The sequence below is a fragment of the Kocuria oceani genome (assembly GCF_029524215.1).
In the GTDB taxonomy this organism is placed as follows: Bacteria; Actinomycetota; Actinomycetes; order Actinomycetales; family Micrococcaceae; genus Kocuria; species Kocuria oceani.
In genome coordinates this window covers 1-15839 of the sequence record NZ_JARAMH010000011.1, presented here as the reverse complement: position 1 = coordinate 15839, position 15839 = coordinate 1, and the positions used below count along the sequence as shown (strand labels likewise).

Below are 15839 nucleotides of genomic sequence, written 5' to 3'. Positions count from 1 at the left end.
GTGCACACGCTGGTGCGCCGGGCCGTCCGGGACCGCCTCACTGCTCGCCGCCGGCCTCGCACTGGTCGGCGCAGTCGCGCAGCCGCGCCAGGAGCTCCCGGGCCACGGGGTCCTGGTCGAACTCGCCCACCACGAGGCGTCGCACCCCGGAGTCCTCCTGGATCTCGATGACATAGGTCTGCTGGTCGGCCGCGCCGTCCGGGATGGTCGGGCCGGCCGACGACAGCCGGTGCGTGCAGACGGTGTCGAAGAGGCCGAGCAGCTCGTCGCGCCGGGCCGGGGGCAGGGCTTCCGTCTCGAAGGCCCGCTCCGCGGCCAGGCCCGGGAAGTAGGCGATGCCGCCTTCCACGTGGTAGCGCACTCTCGCCATGGAGGGCACCGTCCCTTCCTCGGACGCGGATGGGGCCCGGCGCCTCCCCGTGGAGGGCCGGCGAGCGCGGGCCGGATCACTTCCCGAGTCTACTCGCGGCACCCTGCCGGGTCAGGTGCCAGCACCCGTCCGCCCCCGTGAAGGTGGACATGGCACCGGTGGCGGCGTCACCGGCCAGGGTGCCGGCGTACTGGGCCGGACCGTCGTCGAAGCGCAGCAGCAGCGTGCCGTCCTGCTGGTGCCATCTGCCCGTGAGATCACCGCTGAAGGAGCCGTCCTCGTGGAACACCAGGGACGCGCGTGCGTAGGAGCCCGTGCAGCCCCAGCTGTAGTGCAGCACCCACACGTCCGCGGCCGGTTCCGCGGCGGGCGCGATCTCCGCCGCGATGCCGACCTGCTGCCAGGCGCCCTCCACCACCGCCCGCTCGGCGGGTCCGTGCAGCGCGGCGGCGTGCTTGATCGTGAGCCGCGCGAAGTCCTGGAAGCGGGCGACCCGGCGCAGGCGCCGCAGCTCGAGGTCCCGCATCGCGGCGTACCAGATGCGACCGGCCTTCTCCCAGGTGTATCCGCCCAGCCCGGCCGCGGCCAGGTAGAAGGCCCGGTTGGGGATGCCCGAGTTGATGTGCACGCCGCCGTTGTCGCTGAGCGTCTCCACGAAACGGGACATGTGGTCCGGCTGGGGGTCCTTGCCGAGCACGGCGTCGTCGAACGCCGTTCCGGGCGCCTTCATCGAGCGCAGGCCGACGCCGTTGACGGCGCTCGTGAACAGCCCGGCCCCGATGACCCAGTCGGCCTCCGCGGCGGTCTGCCGGGGCACCGCGACGTACTGCTTGACCATGGCCCCGATGACGTCGGAGAAGTGCTCGTTGAGCGCCCCGGCCTGGTGCATGTACAGGAGGTCGGACTCGTGCGTGGTGACACCGTGGCCCAGCTCGTGGCCGATGACGTCCACAGCGGCCGTGAAGCGGTTGAAGTACTGGCCGTCCCCGTCGCCGAAGATCATCTGCCGACCGTCCCAGGCCGCGTTGTTGTACCTCTCCCGGTAGTGGACCGTGGCGAGCAGCGGCATGCCGGCGTCGTCGAGCGAGTGGCGCCCGAAGACCTCGCGCAGCAGGTCGACCGTGGCACCCAGCCCGTCGTACGCCTCGTCGACGGCGAGGTCCCCGGTGGGCGGCTCCCCCTCGGAGCGCACCGGCGTGCCCGGCAGTTCCCCGGTGTTGCGGGCCGTGTGGACCGTGCGCCCCGTGTGGGCCGCCACTCGCGCCACGACACCGCCCGCGGTCAGATCGGTGATCAGCCGCTCGGCCCGGACGGTCGTGTCCACGGACAGGGCGGACAAGGCGTTCCTGCGGGTCTGCTCGTCACCGTGCTCGGCCATGTGCTCGTGCACGAACGGCGGAATGACACCGCAGAGGGCTCCGTGTGCGTGCTGCATCGCGCTCTCCTCCCGACGCTCGCGCATCAGATCCGGTTCCCCGCGGCGTCCAGCTCGCCGGGTGCGGCCTCGCCGGGCTCGGCCCTCCGGCCGGCGACGTCGGCGGGCTGCTCGGCGCCGCGGTCCGACGGCTCCGCCGCGCCCTCCTCGATCAGGTACCAGCAGCCGTTCAGCGAACCGTCGAGGGTGGACATGGCGCCCGTGCCCACACGGCCGGTGACCGTCCCGCCGTACTGGGCCGGCCCGTCGGTGAAGCGGAGCAGCAGGATCCCGTCCAGCTGCCGCCAGGAACCCGAGAAGCCGCCGCCCGAGAAGGTGCCCTCGGTTCGGAAGTCGAGGCTCGTCCGCCCGTAGTTCCCGGTGCAGCCCCAGCTGTAGTGGAGCACCCAGGTACCGGAGATCGCCACCGTCCCACCCCTTTCCTCCTGTGGCACAGGAGTGCTGGAGCGGCTGCCGGTCACTGGACCTCGCCACCCGTGGCACCACTGCGTCGCCGTGGCGGCCCCCGGGCGTCCGTCCGGGGGCCGGTCACCGGTTCGTCGGCGGGGCCGGGAACCGCTGTGCACCGATCGTGCCACTCGGGTCGGACGGCCCAACAGCCGCCGCGCGGATCAGCAGCCGGCGCCCTGTCCCGCCGTGGGAACTCAGAGGATGCTCTTGGGCACCCGGTGGATGGTCACGCTGCCGATCGCCTGGAAGGGGTGCAGCGGGTCCGGGTCCTGCGATCCCGTGGGCCCACCCAGTTGGGAGTGCACAGTGGCGCTCATGAGCACGTACGTGTCCTCCTTGCTGAACCCGTGCTCCTGTGTGAGGAAGCAGAACGCGTCCTCGTAACCGCGCTTGATGCTCTCCTGCACCGTGTCTCCGATGCCCACGAAGATCCATTCGGTCGCCGTCTCGATCCGCGGTGCGCGCAGCGGCAGGTCCTTCACCACGTCGACGCTGACCTTCGCCACCCCCTCGGTCTCGATGGCCACGAAGGTCGACTCCCCCTGGGCCATCACGGCGTGGAGGTCTCCGATGAACAGGTACGCCCCCTCCACCCGCACGGGCAGGTAGACGGTCGATCCCGGCCCGACGTCCGTGATGTCGATGTTCCCGCCCTCCGCGTAGGACGGCATCACGGTGTCGTTGCCCCCGGTCGCGGGAGCGGTGCCGATGCAGCCGATCATGGGAGCCAGTGGAACCACGTGCGTGTCCGTCAGGTGAGCGCCGGCCTCGTCGATGGGGATCTTCCGGGTGAAGATCTCCTCGCCCATCACGTCCGTCAGCGCCCCGGAACCCGGGATGGACACCGACCAGCCGTACTCCTTGAAGTCGATGCCGTGCACCGTGACGGCGAGCGCGTCACCGGGCTGCGCTCCTTCGACGTGGACCGGGCCCGTGACCGGATTGAACGGAGTGGTGACCTTGTCGAGGTCCTTGAACCGGTCCATCTCCTCGTACTCGGCGTCATTGGTCTCGAACCCGATCACCTCGCCCGTGCCCGGACGGACCCGCAGCACCGGTTCGTGCTCGGCGGAGAAGGAGGTTCGGCCGTGCGCCTTGCTGAGGAAGTGGTCCATGAGAGGGTGCCTTTCGTGCTGAGGGGTCGTCGTCGTGGGCGTCAGTGGCTGGACACGGTGATGTCCTCGTGGTCCTCGGCGAGCTCGGTGCTGCGCCCGGTCCTGCGGTAGTAGGCGGAGACGAGCGCGCCCACCCCGATCCACACGAGCCCCGCGATCTTGGCCTGGGTCTCCGCGTTGAGCAGGACGTAGCCGATGATGGCGAACCCGATCACCGGGAAGGCCAGGTGGACGAGGTAGTTCCGGGACTTCCGCCGGCCGATCCAGAAGACGACCACGGACAGGTGGAGCAGCAGGAATCCGGTGAGCGCGCCGAAGTTCACCATGGAGGAGATCAGGCTGATCTGGCCCACGAAGAACAGCACGAGCACGGCAGAGAGACCGCCGACGAAGAGGATCGCGTAGCTGGGGACCTTGCGGCTGTTGATGTGCCGCAGGAACTTCGGCAGCTGGCCGTCACGGCTCATCGAGTACAGCAGACGGCTCGTGGCGGCCTGGGCGGCCATGGCGTTGGCGATGCCGACCGCCAGGACGTTGCAGACGAAGAACGCGTTCATCACCGGGGTGGAGGCGATGGTGCCGATGATGTCGAAGAAGGCGTTGCCGACCCTGTCCTCGGGGATGGGCTGGTACGGCCCGGCGAGCAGGCTGGCCAGCCAGGTCTGGGTGATGAACAGGGTCGCGACGATGACCAGGGCGAGGACCATGGCGCGGCCGGCGGAGCCGCGTCCACCGGTGGACTCCTCCGCCATGGTGGAGATCCCGTCGAAGCCGAGGAAACTGAGCACGGCGATCGACAGGGCCGTGGCCAGCAGCGGTGCGCTGACGGTCGCGGGATCCCACAGCGGCGTGATGCTGAACGAGGAGCCCGGAGTCGCCCCGTCGGTCAGGGCACGGATGCCGATCACGAAGAAGGCCACGATGAAGGCGAGCTCCATGACGAGGAAGACCCGGTTCATCCACTTCAGTGAGCTGACTCCCGACATGTTGATCACCACGTTGACGGCCACGAAGAGCAGCGCCCACATCCAGCGCTCGCTGCCGGGAAAGATGCCGATCATGGATTCCGCGGCGAAGACGTACAGCAGCGTGGGCACCAGGAGGTAGTCCAGGAGCATGAGCCAGCCGGCGAAGAAGCCCAGGTTGGGGTGGATCCCCTTGCCGACGTACGAGAAGACGGATCCGGCGAGCGGGATGGCCTTGGCCATCTGGGCGTAGGACAGCGCCGTGAAGATCATGGCGACCAGTCCGACGAGGTAGACCAGCGGCACCATGCCCTGGGCCTCGTTGTAGACGGTGCCGAAGATCGCCCAGGGAGCGATCGGAACCATGAAGATCAGGCCGTAGACGAGGAGGTCGAAGGTGGTGACGGAGCGGCTGAGCTCCTGCTTGTAGCCCAGGCGCTCGAGCTGCTGCTGCGAGGAGAGCGCGGTGGAGATGACGGGTTCGGACACGGCAGGCTCCTAGAACAGAGGAGGAGTACGAGGAAGAACAGGAAGAGGTGTGCGGAGAACCGCTGAGCAACGGGCGGAGGATCACTCCGGGGGCGCGTCGTGCTCCTTCAGGAACTCGGCGATCAGCGCCCGGAACTCCTGTGGTTGCTCGAGGTGCGTGCAGTGGCTCGCCCCGGCGAACACGTGCGAACGAACATCTGGGATGCGCTCGACGAACGGTGCCCACGTCTCGGGAGCTGCCTCGTCGAACTCCCCGGCGACCACGAGAGTGGGCGCGTCGACGGAAGCAAGACGGTCGATGATCGACCAGTTCCGCAGGGTCCCGATGACATGGAACTCGTTGGGGCCGTTCATGGTGTGGTAGACGGTCGGGTCCTGCTCCACGAGGCGCTCCGAGTCCAGATAGTCCTCGGGCACCTCCGCCGTCCGATGCACGTGGCGGCGGTCGTACTCCTTGGTGGCCGTGACATAGTCAGGGTGGTCGAAGGCCCCGGTCGCCTCGTGGGACTCCAGCGCAGTGCGGACGTCGTCGGGCAGGTCGGCCCGCAGGCGCTCAGCCGCCTGCGCCCACAGCTCCATGGAGGCCGGAGAGTTGCAGATTGCGAGACCTGCCAGGCCCTGGGGACGACGCACGGCGATCTCGGCCCCGAGCATCCCGCCCCAGGACTGCCCGAGCACGTGGTAGGCCTCCAGACCGAGATGATCGATCACCGTGAAGAACTCGTCCACGAACAGCTGGGGAGTCCAGAAGTCCGGGGAAGCTTCCGGGCGGTGGGAGGATCGGCCGCACCCGAACTGGTCGTACAGGACAACCGTCCGGCCGGTCTCGTCCGCGAGCGCGGAGAGGCTGCGCAGGTAGTCGTGACAGAAGCCTGGCCCTCCATGCAGGACGACCAGTGGGAGGGCCCCCGGTCGGGGAGCATCCGGGGTCGTAACCTGGACCCAGGTGGACCCGTCGGTGAACGGAACGTCCAGTGAGGTGACAACAGACACAGCGTCCCTCCTTTCGTTGCGGTCATCGTAGCCACCAAAAGGTCTGAAAAGTAGACCTTTTTGTTAAATCTGTGTTCCGTCGAGCATCGAGCCCTGAAAGAGGTGGCATGACCGGATCCAGCCCGGGCGCCCCCGGCCCCCTGGACAGGCCACTGGCCCCGCAGTGCAAAGCGGACGCGGTCCGCGAGCGCCTGATCACTGCCATCGCGGTCGGCCAGTACCTTCCTGGCACCAAGCTGCCCCCCGAGCGTGACCTGGCGCAGACCCTCGGAGTCAGCCGGGCCACCCTCCGCGAGGCCATGGCCCAGCTCGAGGAGACCGGCGTGCTCATCAAGCGTCTCGGCAGGACGGGTGGCTCCTTCGTGGCCGAGACCGGCAACTCCCACGAGCAGTTCCGCGACGTCGCGGTCCGTGTCCTGGGCACGTCCTGGCAGGACCTGGTGCACGCCTCCGATGCGATGTGCCGCCTCCAGGACACGATCGTGCGCGCCGCTGCCGAGAACCGCACCGAGGAGCACGTGCACCTGCTGCACGAGCGGCTCGAGGAGTTCCGCGCCGCACCGTCCGGGCGCGCCAAGCAGGCTGCCGACGCCGCTCTCCACCTCGCGATCGCAGAGGCCGCCGGCAACCCGGTGCTGGCCGACATCCTCTTCCGGGCCGAGCAGCAGCTCGCCCTCTCGGCGCCGGTGCACCTGTGGGGCGATCCTCAGGACCAGGCCGACATGGAAGAGCGCGCCCTGCAGGACCACGAACAGCTGGTGGCACTGATCACCGCCCGTGACGCCGATGCCGCCGGGCACCTGGCGCGGCGGCACGCGGGCATCGACCTCGACCTGCTCGAGCGCTTCCGCGCGCGGGCCTAGCAGCGGACGCCCCACGGCCGCGGTGATCCGGCCGTGGGGCGGCGACCCGTCTCGGATCTGGAATCAGCAGCCGGCGCCCTGCGGGTTCTGCAGGCAGTCGTCCGCGTAGTTGCGCACCGTGGAGCGCCAGACGCTGATCGGGACGGGGGCGCTCGCGACGTCGTTCAACCCGGCCACGGGCAACCACGGCCCACCCGCCACGGAGTACTCGCCGTAGAACCAGGTGGTCAGCGTGACCGCGTAGTCCCCGGTCTCGGTGTAGACGTGGCTCGTGTCGGTCTCGACGTCCCACGCCCCCTCTTCGAGCGGGGCGCCGCTCAGCTCGGTGGGCCCGAGCGCGCCCCCGTCCCCGTAGTCCCAGGCGTACTGCACCGGGACGGCACGCACCTGCACGGGGAAACCACCCAGTTCGGTCGCGAACTGCTGGCCCTGGGCCTCCGCGTAGACATTGGTGTGCATGCCCTTCAAGGTGTCCGGCGCCGGCTGGACCGCGCTGGCCGCAGGCGCGACGGCGAGCGTCCTGAAATCCTGCAGGGTGAAGGTCGGCAGCTCCACGATCTCCTCGTCGCCCTCCGCCTCGGCGGCCGCCACGCACATGGGCTCTCCCCACGGTGTGCTGGGGCCCTCCCCCTGGCGCACGACGACGTTCATGTAGACGCCTTCGCCACCCCCGTCCGTGGTGCAGACCCGCTCGGCGAGGCAGTCGTCGAGGACCGCGCCCCTCCGGTTGGTGCACGGGTTCTGCAGGCCGAACGTCTGCGACTTCGACTGCGCGATCGTGTCCGGGTTGAACGGCCGGTCGATCCCTTGGTCGCTCAGGTACTGGCGGAGCGCTTTCTGGAAGGCAGGATCTTCGTCGGGGTCATAGGCGACCGGGCCGGCTCCCACTGCGACTACGGCCTCTTCGCTGCTGTCGGCGACAACCGGGGGCCCCTCCTCGATTCTGACTTCCAATTTCATCTTATTTCCGTCCGCAACAGCCGTCGTCTCCCTCGACAGGTCTACGCCGCGCTGACTGGGAACGGAATGACCGCTCCCTGCCCGAGATACTCGATCTGCCAGTTCTGACGGAGGTGCAGAGTTCGCCGAGGCTAAATCGACAGGAATACACATGAGGCCCATCAAGAGAACCCAGACATGAAAAGGTCTATTCATCTGACACGCCTACTCCGGGCATATTTGCCGCAGTGATGTAGATCCAAGCATCCTGGTCGAAGTCAAGGTAGATCGGAAATGGATCTCCCTTCCCCGTTCGCGGCTGAGCCTCATAAGTCACCCGCCCCTGTTCAACCAGCTTTATGCCTTCGGAATCAGACAAAGCAATAGGCTTGTAAACTCCGTCACTCGTTGGTGTGATAACCGATTCCTGCAATAATATGCTTTCCCTGCCTCCGACAAACCACGCCCCTTGCTCATAAACATCTTCGACTACATTGAACTGGTCGATACACACTTCACACGATTCACTCACTATGGCACGCACATACGTTGTATCGCCGGTTTGATTCGCGTACCACATCGCGTCGGACCAGTAGTCGAGGAATGCCTGCGCCCCCTCCCGGGACTCCTCCCGCGCGAGCTCGGGCATGACCGGTTTCGGCACGTTCTGCGCCGGCCCGTCCAGCGAGGCGGGCACGTACTCGGCGGACGCGTCGGCGGGGCCGGACGTGGACGACGGTGGCGGCGAACCACCGCCCGTCTCCTCCGCGGCGACACCTGCCGATGCCGGGCTGGAAGGCGACGCCGCGGCGCCGTCGTCGTCGGGGACGCAGCCGGTGAGGACGAGGGCCACGAGGAGGGCTCCGCCGGCTGCCGCCGGGAGTGGACAGGACCGCACCATGGATTCCCCGCTTCGCTGTGCCGTGGCCGGACGCCCCGGTCGGATGGGTCAGATGCTAGACCGCGCGCGCTGTGCTCGAGCAACCCCTGTGGAGGCAATCAAGACGCGTTTGCATGCGGCCTGGTCAGGAGCGATATGGTCACAGCTCCGTTAACGTCAGACTGACCAGAACGGTGTTATAGTCACTGCAACCTGAAGGTTCGAGGTGCTTGGAGGTGATGTTGACCGCGCAGAACGTGGCCCTGGCCGTGTCGACCGTCATCTTCGCCGCCCGGGACACCGGACCCGACGGCCGCAAGGAGCTCTGGCTGCCCCTGGTCCGCCGCATCCGTGACCCCTTCCGGGGCATGTGGGCCCTGCCCGGCGGACCGCTCCAGGAGCACGAGGACCTCGAGGCCTCCGCCGCCCGCTCCCTGCAGCTCACCACCGGCCTGCAACCGGGCTACCTCGAGCAGCTCTACGCCTTCGGCGGGCTCACCCGCTCGGCCAGCGCCGAGGAACGGGTGGTCTCGATCGTCTACTGGGCCTCGATCCGCGCCGACCAGGCCGCCGACCTGCACGTCGACCTCAACGTCACGTGGATGCGCGTGGCGGACCTGCCGCCGCTGGCCTTCGACCACAGCGACATCGTGGACTACGCGATCTACCGGCTGCGCAACAAGATCACCTACAGCCGCGTGGCCCACTCGTTCCTCGGCGAGACGTTCACCCTCGCCGAGCTCCGGGAGGTGCACGAGGCCATCCTCGGCACCGTCCTGGACCCCGCCAACTTCCGGCGCCAGGTGCTGGCCTCCGGCGCCGTCCTCGACACCGGCACCCGCCTGGAGGGCACCCGGCACCGCCCGCCCCGGCTCTACCGCCACGACTCCGACCTCGACCTCGCCGACCGCACCCCGGCCGGCCGCAGCACCCAGGAGCAGACATGACCTCCGTCGCCACCCGCATCGACCTGCTGACCGAGAAGCCCGCGAACCTGCCCGGCGCCACCCCGGCCCCGAGCACGTGCAGCACCGCCCTCGGGACGAGCCCGTGGGACTTCGCCCCCACCGTCTCGGCCGGCTACGGCCCCGGCGCGTCCCAGGACGACGCCGTGCCCGCCGGCTCGCCCGCCCAGCCGGTCATCCCCGCCGAGTACCAGCAGGCGTCCGCGGAGGAGCTCGACCGCCGCATCGCCGCCGCCAAGGCCACCCTCGGCGACCGCGTGGTGGTGCTCGGCCACTTCTACCAGCGCGACGAGGTGGTCAAGCACGCCGACTTCCTCGGCGACTCCTTCCAGCTGGCCCGCGCCGCGCGCAGCCGCCCCGAGGCGGAGGCCATCGTCTTCTGCGGCGTGCACTTCATGGCCGAGACCGCCGACATCCTCTCCGGCGACCACCAGTCCGTGATCCTGCCCAACCTCGCCGCCGGCTGCTCCATGGCGGACATGGCCGACGAGGACTCCGTCGAGGAGGCCTGGGAGCAGCTCATGGACGTGCTCGGGGAGACCGACGACGACGGTCGGCAGAGCGTGATCCCGGTGACCTACATGAACTCGTCCGCGGCGCTCAAGGCGTTCTGCGGCCGCCACGGCGGCATCGTCTGCACCTCCTCCAACGCCGCCACCGTGCTGGAGTGGGCGTTCCAGCGCGGCCGGCGGGTGCTCTTCTTCCCGGACCAGCACCTGGGCCGCAACACCGCCAAGGCCATGGGGATCCCGCTGGAGCAGATGCCGATGTGGAACCCCCGCCACGACCTGGGCGGCAGCACCGCGGACCAGCTGGCCGACGCCAAGGTCATCCTGTGGCACGGCTTCTGCTCGGTGCACCGCCGCTTCACCGTGGCCCAGATCGAGCAGGCCCGCGCCGAGCACCCGGACGTGCGGGTGATCGTGCACCCGGAGTGCCCCATGCCCGTGGTCGACGCCGCGGACGAGTCCGGCTCCACGGACCACATCCGCAAGGCGGTCGAGGCCGCCGAGCCCGGCAGCACCTTCGCGATCGGCACCGAGATCAACCTGGTCAACCGGCTCGCCGACGAGCACCCCGAGCACACCATCTTCTGCCTGGACCCGGTGATCTGCCCGTGCTCCACGATGTACCGGATCCACCCCGGCTATCTCGCCTGGGTGCTCGAGGAGCTCGTGGCCGGCCGGGTGATCAACCGGATCGCGGTGGACGCCGCGACCGCCCGGGACGCCGAGGTGGCGCTCGAGCGCATGCTGGCGGCGCTTCCGCGGTGAGCGCGCCCCCGTTCCCGCGCGTGCTCGTGGTGGGCAGCGGCATCGCCGGGCTCACCACCGCCCTCGCGGCCGCCGGCCGCGGGCTCGACGTGGTGCTGCTGAGCAAGGACGTCCTGGACGAGACGAACACCGTCCGAGCCCAGGGCGGCATCGCCGCCATGACGGCGGACCTGCCGGGCGGGCAGGCCCGGGACTCCGTGGCCCTGCACGTCCGGGACACCCTCGGAGCCGGGGCCGGCACCTGCGACGATGACGCCGTGCGCGTGCTCGTGCAGGACTCGGCCGCCGCCATCACCGCCCTGGTGCAGCACGGCGTCGCGTTCGACCGCGCTGACGGCCCGGACTCCCCGTGGGTCGAGGGCCTCGAGGGTGCCCACTCCGTGCCCCGCATCCTGCACGCCGGCGGGGACGCGACCGGGCGGGAGATCCAGCGCGCCCTCGTGGCGGCGACGCTGGACGCCGAGGCCTCCGGGCGCCTGGACGTCCTCCGGCACACGATGCTCGTGGACCTGGTCGCGGACCACCACGGGAGCGTACGGGGGGCGCTCGTCCTCGACGGCGACCGGCTGCGCGAGCTGCGGGCGGACGCCGTGGTGCTGGCCACCGGCGGGGCCGGGCAGCTCTATCCCCACACCACCAACCCCGCGGTGGCCACGGGCGACGGCATCGCCGCGGCCCTGCGCGCGGGAGCCGTCGTCGCGGACCTCGAGTTCGTGCAGTTCCACCCCACCGCCCTCGCCGCTCCCGGTTGCTTCCTGGTCTCCGAGGCCGTGCGCGGTGAAGGGGCGGTGCTGCGGGACGCCACCGGACGGCGCTTCCTGGAGGGCGCGCACCCGCTCGCCGAGCTCGCCCCGCGGGACGTGGTGGCCCGGGAGATCGTCCGCCGGTCGCTCGCCCAGGGAGGCGTGCCGGTGCTGCTCGACTGCACCGCCATGACCGCTCCGGCCGGCGCCGGGCACGCGGAGCCGGACACCGCCGAGCACCTGGCGCGCCGCTTCCCCACGATCGACGCCGCCGTGCGGGCGCACGGCCTGGACTGGTCCCGGGAACCGGTGCCCGTCACCCCGGCGGCGCACTACCTGATGGGCGGGATCGCGACCGACGACCGCGGCCGCACGAGCGTCCCGGGCCTGTACGCCGTGGGCGAGTGCGCGGCCACGGGCGTGCACGGCGCCAACCGGCTGGCCTCCAACTCGCTGCTGGAGGGCGCCGTGTTCGGCGCCCGCACCGCCGAGGCCCTGGCCGGGGACCTGCGGCCCGACGACGTCCGTCGGCCGCACTGGACCCGGCCGCGCCCGACCCGGGCGGGCGCCGCGGCGACCGCGGACCTCCGGGCCGACGGCACCGACCGGACGCATCCCGCTCCGACCCGCGGTGTCCGGCGGCACCCCGCCCGGCTCGCGCCCGGTGGCGTGCTGACCCTGCCGAACCCCGCCGGGGCGGGCGTGCCGTTCGACCGGCAGGCCTTCCAGGCCGCGATGTGGGCCGGCGCCGGCGTCCTGCGGGACGGCTCCGGCCTCGAGGCGCTGGTCCACCGGCTGGCCGCGCTCCGGCCGCCGGGCGCGCTCTCCCGCCCCGCGGTCGAGGACCGGAACCTGCTCACCGTGGGACGCGCCGTGGCCGCCGCGGCCCTGCACCGCACCGAGTCCCGGGGCGCCCACTTCCGGGAGGACTGCCCGGTTCCCGAGCCCGCCCGCGCCGGGCGCACCTTCTGGCGCCGGGCGCGGTCGGCACCCCGCAACGGCCATCTGCCCACTCCGAGTTCATATACGCACAACGACATGTTCGAGAGGATCTCCGCATGCTGACCCGAGCCGCCATCACCGAGGTCGTGGAACGGGGCCTCGCCGAGGACGCGCCCTGGGGCGACATCACGTCCGAGCTGCTCATTCCCGCCACCGCCCTCGCGCGGGCCGAGCTCGTCGCGCGCGAGGACGGCGTCTTCTCCGGCGGCCAGGTCTTCGCCGCGGCGTTCGCCGCCGTGGACCCTGCCGTGGCCGTGGAGCTGATTCCCGCCGACGGGGACTCCTTCGCCGCGGGGGACACGCTGGCCGTGGTGGCCGGCCCCGCCCGGTCCGTGCTGACCGGCGAGCGCGTGGCCCTGAACATCACCCAGCGGATGTGCGGGATCGCCACGCTGACGGCCCGCTACGTCGCCGCCGTCGAGGAGACCGTCTCCCGCGTCGAGCAGGCGGCGAACCTCCCGCCCGGCACGATCACCCGGACCCGGGTGGCGGACACCCGCAAGACCACCCCGGGGCTCCGGGCGCTGGAGAAGCACGCCGTGCGCAGCGGCGGCGGGCACAACCACCGGCACTCGCTCTCCGACGCCGTGATGGCCAAGGACAACCACCTGGCGCTGCTCACCGCCGACGGGACCGACCTGACCGGCGCGCTGCGGCAGCTGCGCCGTCGTCTGCCCCACACGGTGCACCTCGAGGTCGAGGTCGACCGGCTGGACCAGATCGAGGCCGTACTGGCCGGAGGCGCGGACACCGTGCTGCTGGACAACTTCTCGGTGGACGACCTCGTGAGCGGCGTGGCGATCATCGACGGCCGCGCGACGGTGGAGGCCTCCGGCGGGGTGAGTCTGGAGACCGTCGGGGAGATCGCCGCCACCGGGGTCGACGTCATCTCGGTGGGCGCGCTCACCCACTCGGCCCGCAATCTGGACCTGGGCCTCGACGTCGTCCTGGACGTCCGGGAGGGCTGACCGTGCTGTACCTCGACGCGGCCGCGACCACTCCCGTGCGGCGTGAGGTCCTGGAGGCCATGTGGCCCTACCTCACCCAGGAGTTCGGCAACGCCTCCAGCCACCACGAGGTGGGCCGCCGGGCACGGGCCGGGCTGGACGCGGCTCGGCAGGCCGTGGCCGAGGTGCTCAACTGCCGGCCCGCGGAGGTGGTCCTCACCTCAGGGGGGACCGAGGCGGACAACCTGGCGGTCAAGGGCATCGCCCTGGCCCGCCGGGACCGGGACGCCTCGACGACCCACGTGGTGACGAGCGCCGTGGAGCACCACGCCGTGCTGGACTCCGGGCGCGACCTGGCCCGCTGGGACGGCTTCGAGGTGACCGAGCTGGGCGTCTCGGCCGAGGGCCTCGTCGACCCCGCCGACCTGGCCGGGGCTGTTCGTCCGGGCACGGCGGTGGTATCCGTGATGTATGCGAACAACGAGACGGGTGCGGTCCAGGCGGTCGCCGAGCTGGCTGCGGTGGCTCGGGCACGGGGAGTCCCGTTCCATACGGATGCGGTCCAGGCGGCCGGGTCGCTGGAGCTGGACGTACAAGCGCTCGACGTGGCGGCGCTGAGCCTCGCGGGGCACAAGATCGGGGCGCCGAAGGGCGTCGGAGCGCTCTACGTGCGCCGGGGCACGCCCCTGCGCCCCCTGATGAGCGGAGGCGGGCACGAGCGCGGCCGGCGTTCGGGCACCTCCGACGTGGCGGGCGCCGTCGGTCTCGCCACGGCCCTGCGGCTGTCCGCCGAGGAGCGGCCGGCGAAGGCGGTGCGCCTGGCCGGGCTGCGGGACCGGCTGATCACCGGGGTCCTGGCCGAGGTGCCCACGGCCCTGCTGACCGGCCCCGACCCGCGGGAGCACCCGGAGTCCCGGCTGCCCGGGCACGTGTCCTTCTGCTTCCCCGGGGTCAACGGCGAGACGGTCCTGGTGGACCTGGAGTCGCGGGGGCTGCTCGTCTCCTCGGGGTCGGCCTGCTCGGCCGGGGACACCGCGCCCTCGCACGTGCTCACGGCGATGGGCTACCCGCCGGAGGTCGCCACCACCGCGGTGCGCTTCACCCTCTCCGCCGACATCACGCCGGAGCAGGTGGACGGGATCGTCGCGGCCACGCGGGACGTCGTGCGACGACTGGGCTCCCCGCACGGCTGAGCCCGCGGCTCAGCCCACCGGCACCGGGTGCTGCGCCCCGTCGTGGCGCACCATGAGCACCGGTTCGCCGGTCGTCTCCACGGTCCGCGTGCTGCCCTCGACCGGTGACCACGGACCCGTGGGACAGGAGCCGGGAGCCGGCCCCTCGGGCACGGCACTCGAGGCGCCGCGGCCGTCGAAGCCCTGCAGCCGGAAGCCGGTGACCGTCCCCCACCACGTGGTCTGCGGCCGGCTCGTGACCGCCCGGGACTCGGTGACGACCAGGTCCGTCCGCTGCGGGACGACCTCCGCCGTCCCGGTGTGGACGCACGACCAGGAGATGCCGGTGACCGACTCGGACTCGGCGACGAACTCCAGCGACGGGGCTTCGGCCCGCAGGGCCGCGTCGTCCCAGCCCAGCGCGGCCCGGACGGCGTTCCCGGTCACGAACCCCGTGCCGTCCTCGCGCAGTCCCGCGTCCGCCCACGGCGGCGCCGCCGCCCCGAGGGCCACCCCCGCCAGGGCCGCCAGTACCGCGATGACCTTCTGCATGTGCCGCCCCGTCTCCCCTGGTCCCCGGCGCCGCTCCCCCGGCGCCTTTCCGAACGCTAATGGATGGGCGGGGGTGGATCGAGTTCCGTGATCGACCTGTGACCCCGCCATGACATGGGACGACATGCCCGGCCGTGCGGCCGCGCCCGGGGACGACCGGCCGCGGGGCGCCGCCTCCGGCGGGAGAGGCGGAGCCCGGCCGGGGTCCGTGGGCCCGGCCGGGGCCGCGCAGACAGCACAGGACCCCCGGACCGTGCGGTCCGGGGGTCCTGCTCGCGGTGGGCGGCGCGCTCCGCGCCGACCGAGCGGGGTGGGGATCAGACGATCGACGTGCCTCCGGTGCGCGCCTTCTCGAAGCGCTGCTGGACGTCGGCCCAGTTCACGATGTTCCAGAAGGCCTTGACGTAGTCGGCCTTGACGTTCTGGTAGTCGAGGTAGAAGGCGTGCTCCCACATGTCCAGCTGCAGCAGCGGGATCGTGGCGACGGGCACGCCGTTCTGCTGGTCGTACATCTGCTCGATGACGAGGTTGCCGCCGATGGGCTCGAAGGCGAGGATCGCCCAGCCGGAGCCCTGGATCGTGGTCGCCGCGGAGGTGAAGTGGGCGCGGAAGGCGTCGAAGGACCCGAAGTGGTCGTCGATCGCCGCGGCCAGCTCACCGGTCGGCTTGTCGCCGCCCTCCGGGG

16 protein-coding genes are annotated in these 15839 nt (G+C 71.2%); 6 read left to right on the top strand and 10 right to left on the bottom strand.

Annotated features, from left to right (window positions below; genetic code table 11):
• Nucleotides 1-37: 37 nt before the first annotated feature.
• The 6 genes from PU704_RS12285 to PU704_RS12260 all read right to left on the bottom strand — a co-directional run bounded on the left by PU704_RS12285 (nucleotide 38) and on the right by PU704_RS12260 (nucleotide 5817).
• Complete coding sequence (locus PU704_RS12285; RefSeq protein ID WP_139318485.1) at nucleotides 38-370, bottom strand: protealysin inhibitor emfourin; 333 nt, start codon at nucleotides 368-370, stop codon at nucleotides 38-40.
• A 76-nt stretch (nucleotides 371-446) separates the two neighbouring features.
• Entirely contained in the window at nucleotides 447-1805 is a 1359-nt protein-coding gene (locus tag PU704_RS12280; protein WP_277551546.1) for a M4 family metallopeptidase, read from the bottom strand.
• Between the two features lie 26 nt (nucleotides 1806-1831).
• A complete protein-coding gene (locus tag PU704_RS12275; RefSeq protein WP_277551545.1) occupies nucleotides 1832-2212 on the bottom strand; it encodes a hypothetical protein in 381 nt (126 codons plus the stop codon).
• A 237-nt stretch (nucleotides 2213-2449) separates the two neighbouring features.
• Nucleotides 2450-3370, bottom strand: a complete 921-nt coding sequence (locus tag PU704_RS12270) for an acetamidase/formamidase family protein (RefSeq protein ID WP_277551544.1) — start codon at nucleotides 3368-3370, stop codon at nucleotides 2450-2452.
• Between the two features lie 41 nt (nucleotides 3371-3411).
• The gene (locus PU704_RS12265; protein ID WP_277551543.1) at nucleotides 3412-4824 is read right to left on the bottom strand and encodes an APC family permease; all 1413 of its coding nucleotides are present in this window, start codon (nucleotides 4822-4824) and stop codon (nucleotides 3412-3414) included.
• Nucleotides 4825-4905: 81 nt separating this feature from the next.
• A complete protein-coding gene (locus PU704_RS12260; RefSeq protein ID WP_075871852.1) occupies nucleotides 4906-5817 on the bottom strand; it encodes a proline iminopeptidase-family hydrolase in 912 nt (303 codons plus the stop codon).
• Nucleotides 5818-5924: 107 nt separating this feature from the next.
• Here PU704_RS12260 and PU704_RS12255 point away from each other — a divergent pair, with 107 nt between their 5' ends.
• Nucleotides 5925-6680 carry a FadR/GntR family transcriptional regulator gene (locus PU704_RS12255; RefSeq protein ID WP_075871853.1) on the top strand — a complete coding sequence of 252 codons (756 nt, stop codon included), beginning with the start codon at nucleotides 5925-5927 and terminating at the stop codon, nucleotides 6678-6680.
• Nucleotides 6681-6743: 63 nt separating this feature from the next.
• Here the strand turns inward: PU704_RS12255 and PU704_RS12250 are convergent, their stop codons facing one another.
• Together PU704_RS12250 and PU704_RS12245 are read right to left on the bottom strand one after the other, a co-directional pair.
• The gene (locus PU704_RS12250; RefSeq protein ID WP_255396187.1) at nucleotides 6744-7640 is read right to left on the bottom strand and encodes a PKD domain-containing protein; all 897 of its coding nucleotides are present in this window, start codon (nucleotides 7638-7640) and stop codon (nucleotides 6744-6746) included.
• A gap of 187 nt (nucleotides 7641-7827) precedes the next feature.
• Nucleotides 7828-8472, bottom strand: a complete 645-nt coding sequence (locus tag PU704_RS12245) for a DUF6318 family protein (protein ID WP_139318487.1) — start codon at nucleotides 8470-8472, stop codon at nucleotides 7828-7830.
• A 266-nt stretch (nucleotides 8473-8738) separates the two neighbouring features.
• Here PU704_RS12245 and PU704_RS12240 point away from each other — a divergent pair, with 266 nt between their 5' ends.
• The 5 genes from PU704_RS12240 to PU704_RS12220 are packed head-to-tail and all read left to right on the top strand — an operon-like array spanning nucleotide 8739 to nucleotide 14623.
• The gene (locus tag PU704_RS12240; RefSeq protein WP_158041212.1) at nucleotides 8739-9446 is read left to right on the top strand and encodes an NUDIX hydrolase; all 708 of its coding nucleotides are present in this window, start codon (nucleotides 8739-8741) and stop codon (nucleotides 9444-9446) included.
• On the top strand, nucleotides 9443-10738 hold the full coding sequence (nadA, locus tag PU704_RS12235; RefSeq protein WP_075871854.1) for a quinolinate synthase NadA: 1296 nt from the start codon (nucleotides 9443-9445) through the stop codon (nucleotides 10736-10738). Before PU704_RS12240 ends, nadA begins: the two co-directional genes overlap by 4 nt.
• Nucleotides 10735-12546: an L-aspartate oxidase gene (locus PU704_RS12230; RefSeq protein WP_277551541.1), complete on the top strand. Its 1812-nt coding sequence runs from the start codon at nucleotides 10735-10737 to the stop codon at nucleotides 12544-12546. The genes nadA and PU704_RS12230 overlap by 4 nt, the downstream gene beginning before the upstream one ends.
• A complete protein-coding gene (nadC, locus tag PU704_RS12225; protein WP_277551540.1) occupies nucleotides 12540-13451 on the top strand; it encodes a carboxylating nicotinate-nucleotide diphosphorylase in 912 nt (303 codons plus the stop codon). The genes PU704_RS12230 and nadC overlap by 7 nt, the downstream gene beginning before the upstream one ends.
• Before the next feature lie 2 nt (nucleotides 13452-13453).
• Nucleotides 13454-14623: a cysteine desulfurase family protein gene (locus PU704_RS12220; RefSeq protein ID WP_277551538.1), complete on the top strand. Its 1170-nt coding sequence runs from the start codon at nucleotides 13454-13456 to the stop codon at nucleotides 14621-14623.
• 9 nt (nucleotides 14624-14632) lie between these two features.
• On the opposite strand, the gene PU704_RS12215 is transcribed toward PU704_RS12220, so the two are convergent.
• Both PU704_RS12215 and PU704_RS12210 read right to left on the bottom strand, forming a co-directional pair.
• Entirely contained in the window at nucleotides 14633-15154 is a 522-nt protein-coding gene (locus PU704_RS12215) for a hypothetical protein (protein WP_277551537.1), read from the bottom strand.
• 317 nt (nucleotides 15155-15471) lie between these two features.
• A partial coding sequence (locus PU704_RS12210; protein ID WP_277551536.1) for a superoxide dismutase occupies nucleotides 15472-15839 on the bottom strand: 368 nt, incomplete at its 5' end.

Excerpts from the sequence above, each read along its gene's own strand:
- PU704_RS12215 (WP_277551537.1), bottom strand. The coding sequence starts at position 15,154 with ATGCAGAAGGTCATCGCGGTACTGGCGGCCCTGGCGGGGGTGGCCCTC.
- nadA (WP_075871854.1), top strand. The coding sequence starts at position 9,443 with ATGACCTCCGTCGCCACCCGCATCGACCTGCTGACCGAGAAGCCCGCG.
- PU704_RS12280 (WP_277551546.1), bottom strand. The coding sequence starts at position 1,805 with ATGCAGCACGCACACGGAGCCCTCTGCGGTGTCATTCCGCCGTTCGTG.
- PU704_RS12250 (WP_255396187.1), bottom strand. The coding sequence starts at position 7,640 with ATGAAATTGGAAGTCAGAATCGAGGAGGGGCCCCCGGTTGTCGCCGAC.
- nadC (WP_277551540.1), top strand. The coding sequence starts at position 12,540 with ATGCTGACCCGAGCCGCCATCACCGAGGTCGTGGAACGGGGCCTCGCC.
- PU704_RS12270 (WP_277551544.1), bottom strand. The coding sequence starts at position 3,370 with ATGGACCACTTCCTCAGCAAGGCGCACGGCCGAACCTCCTTCTCCGCC.
- PU704_RS12285 (WP_139318485.1), bottom strand. The coding sequence starts at position 370 with ATGGCGAGAGTGCGCTACCACGTGGAAGGCGGCATCGCCTACTTCCCG.
- PU704_RS12240 (WP_158041212.1), top strand. The coding sequence starts at position 8,739 with ATGTTGACCGCGCAGAACGTGGCCCTGGCCGTGTCGACCGTCATCTTC.
- PU704_RS12255 (WP_075871853.1), top strand. The coding sequence starts at position 5,925 with ATGACCGGATCCAGCCCGGGCGCCCCCGGCCCCCTGGACAGGCCACTG.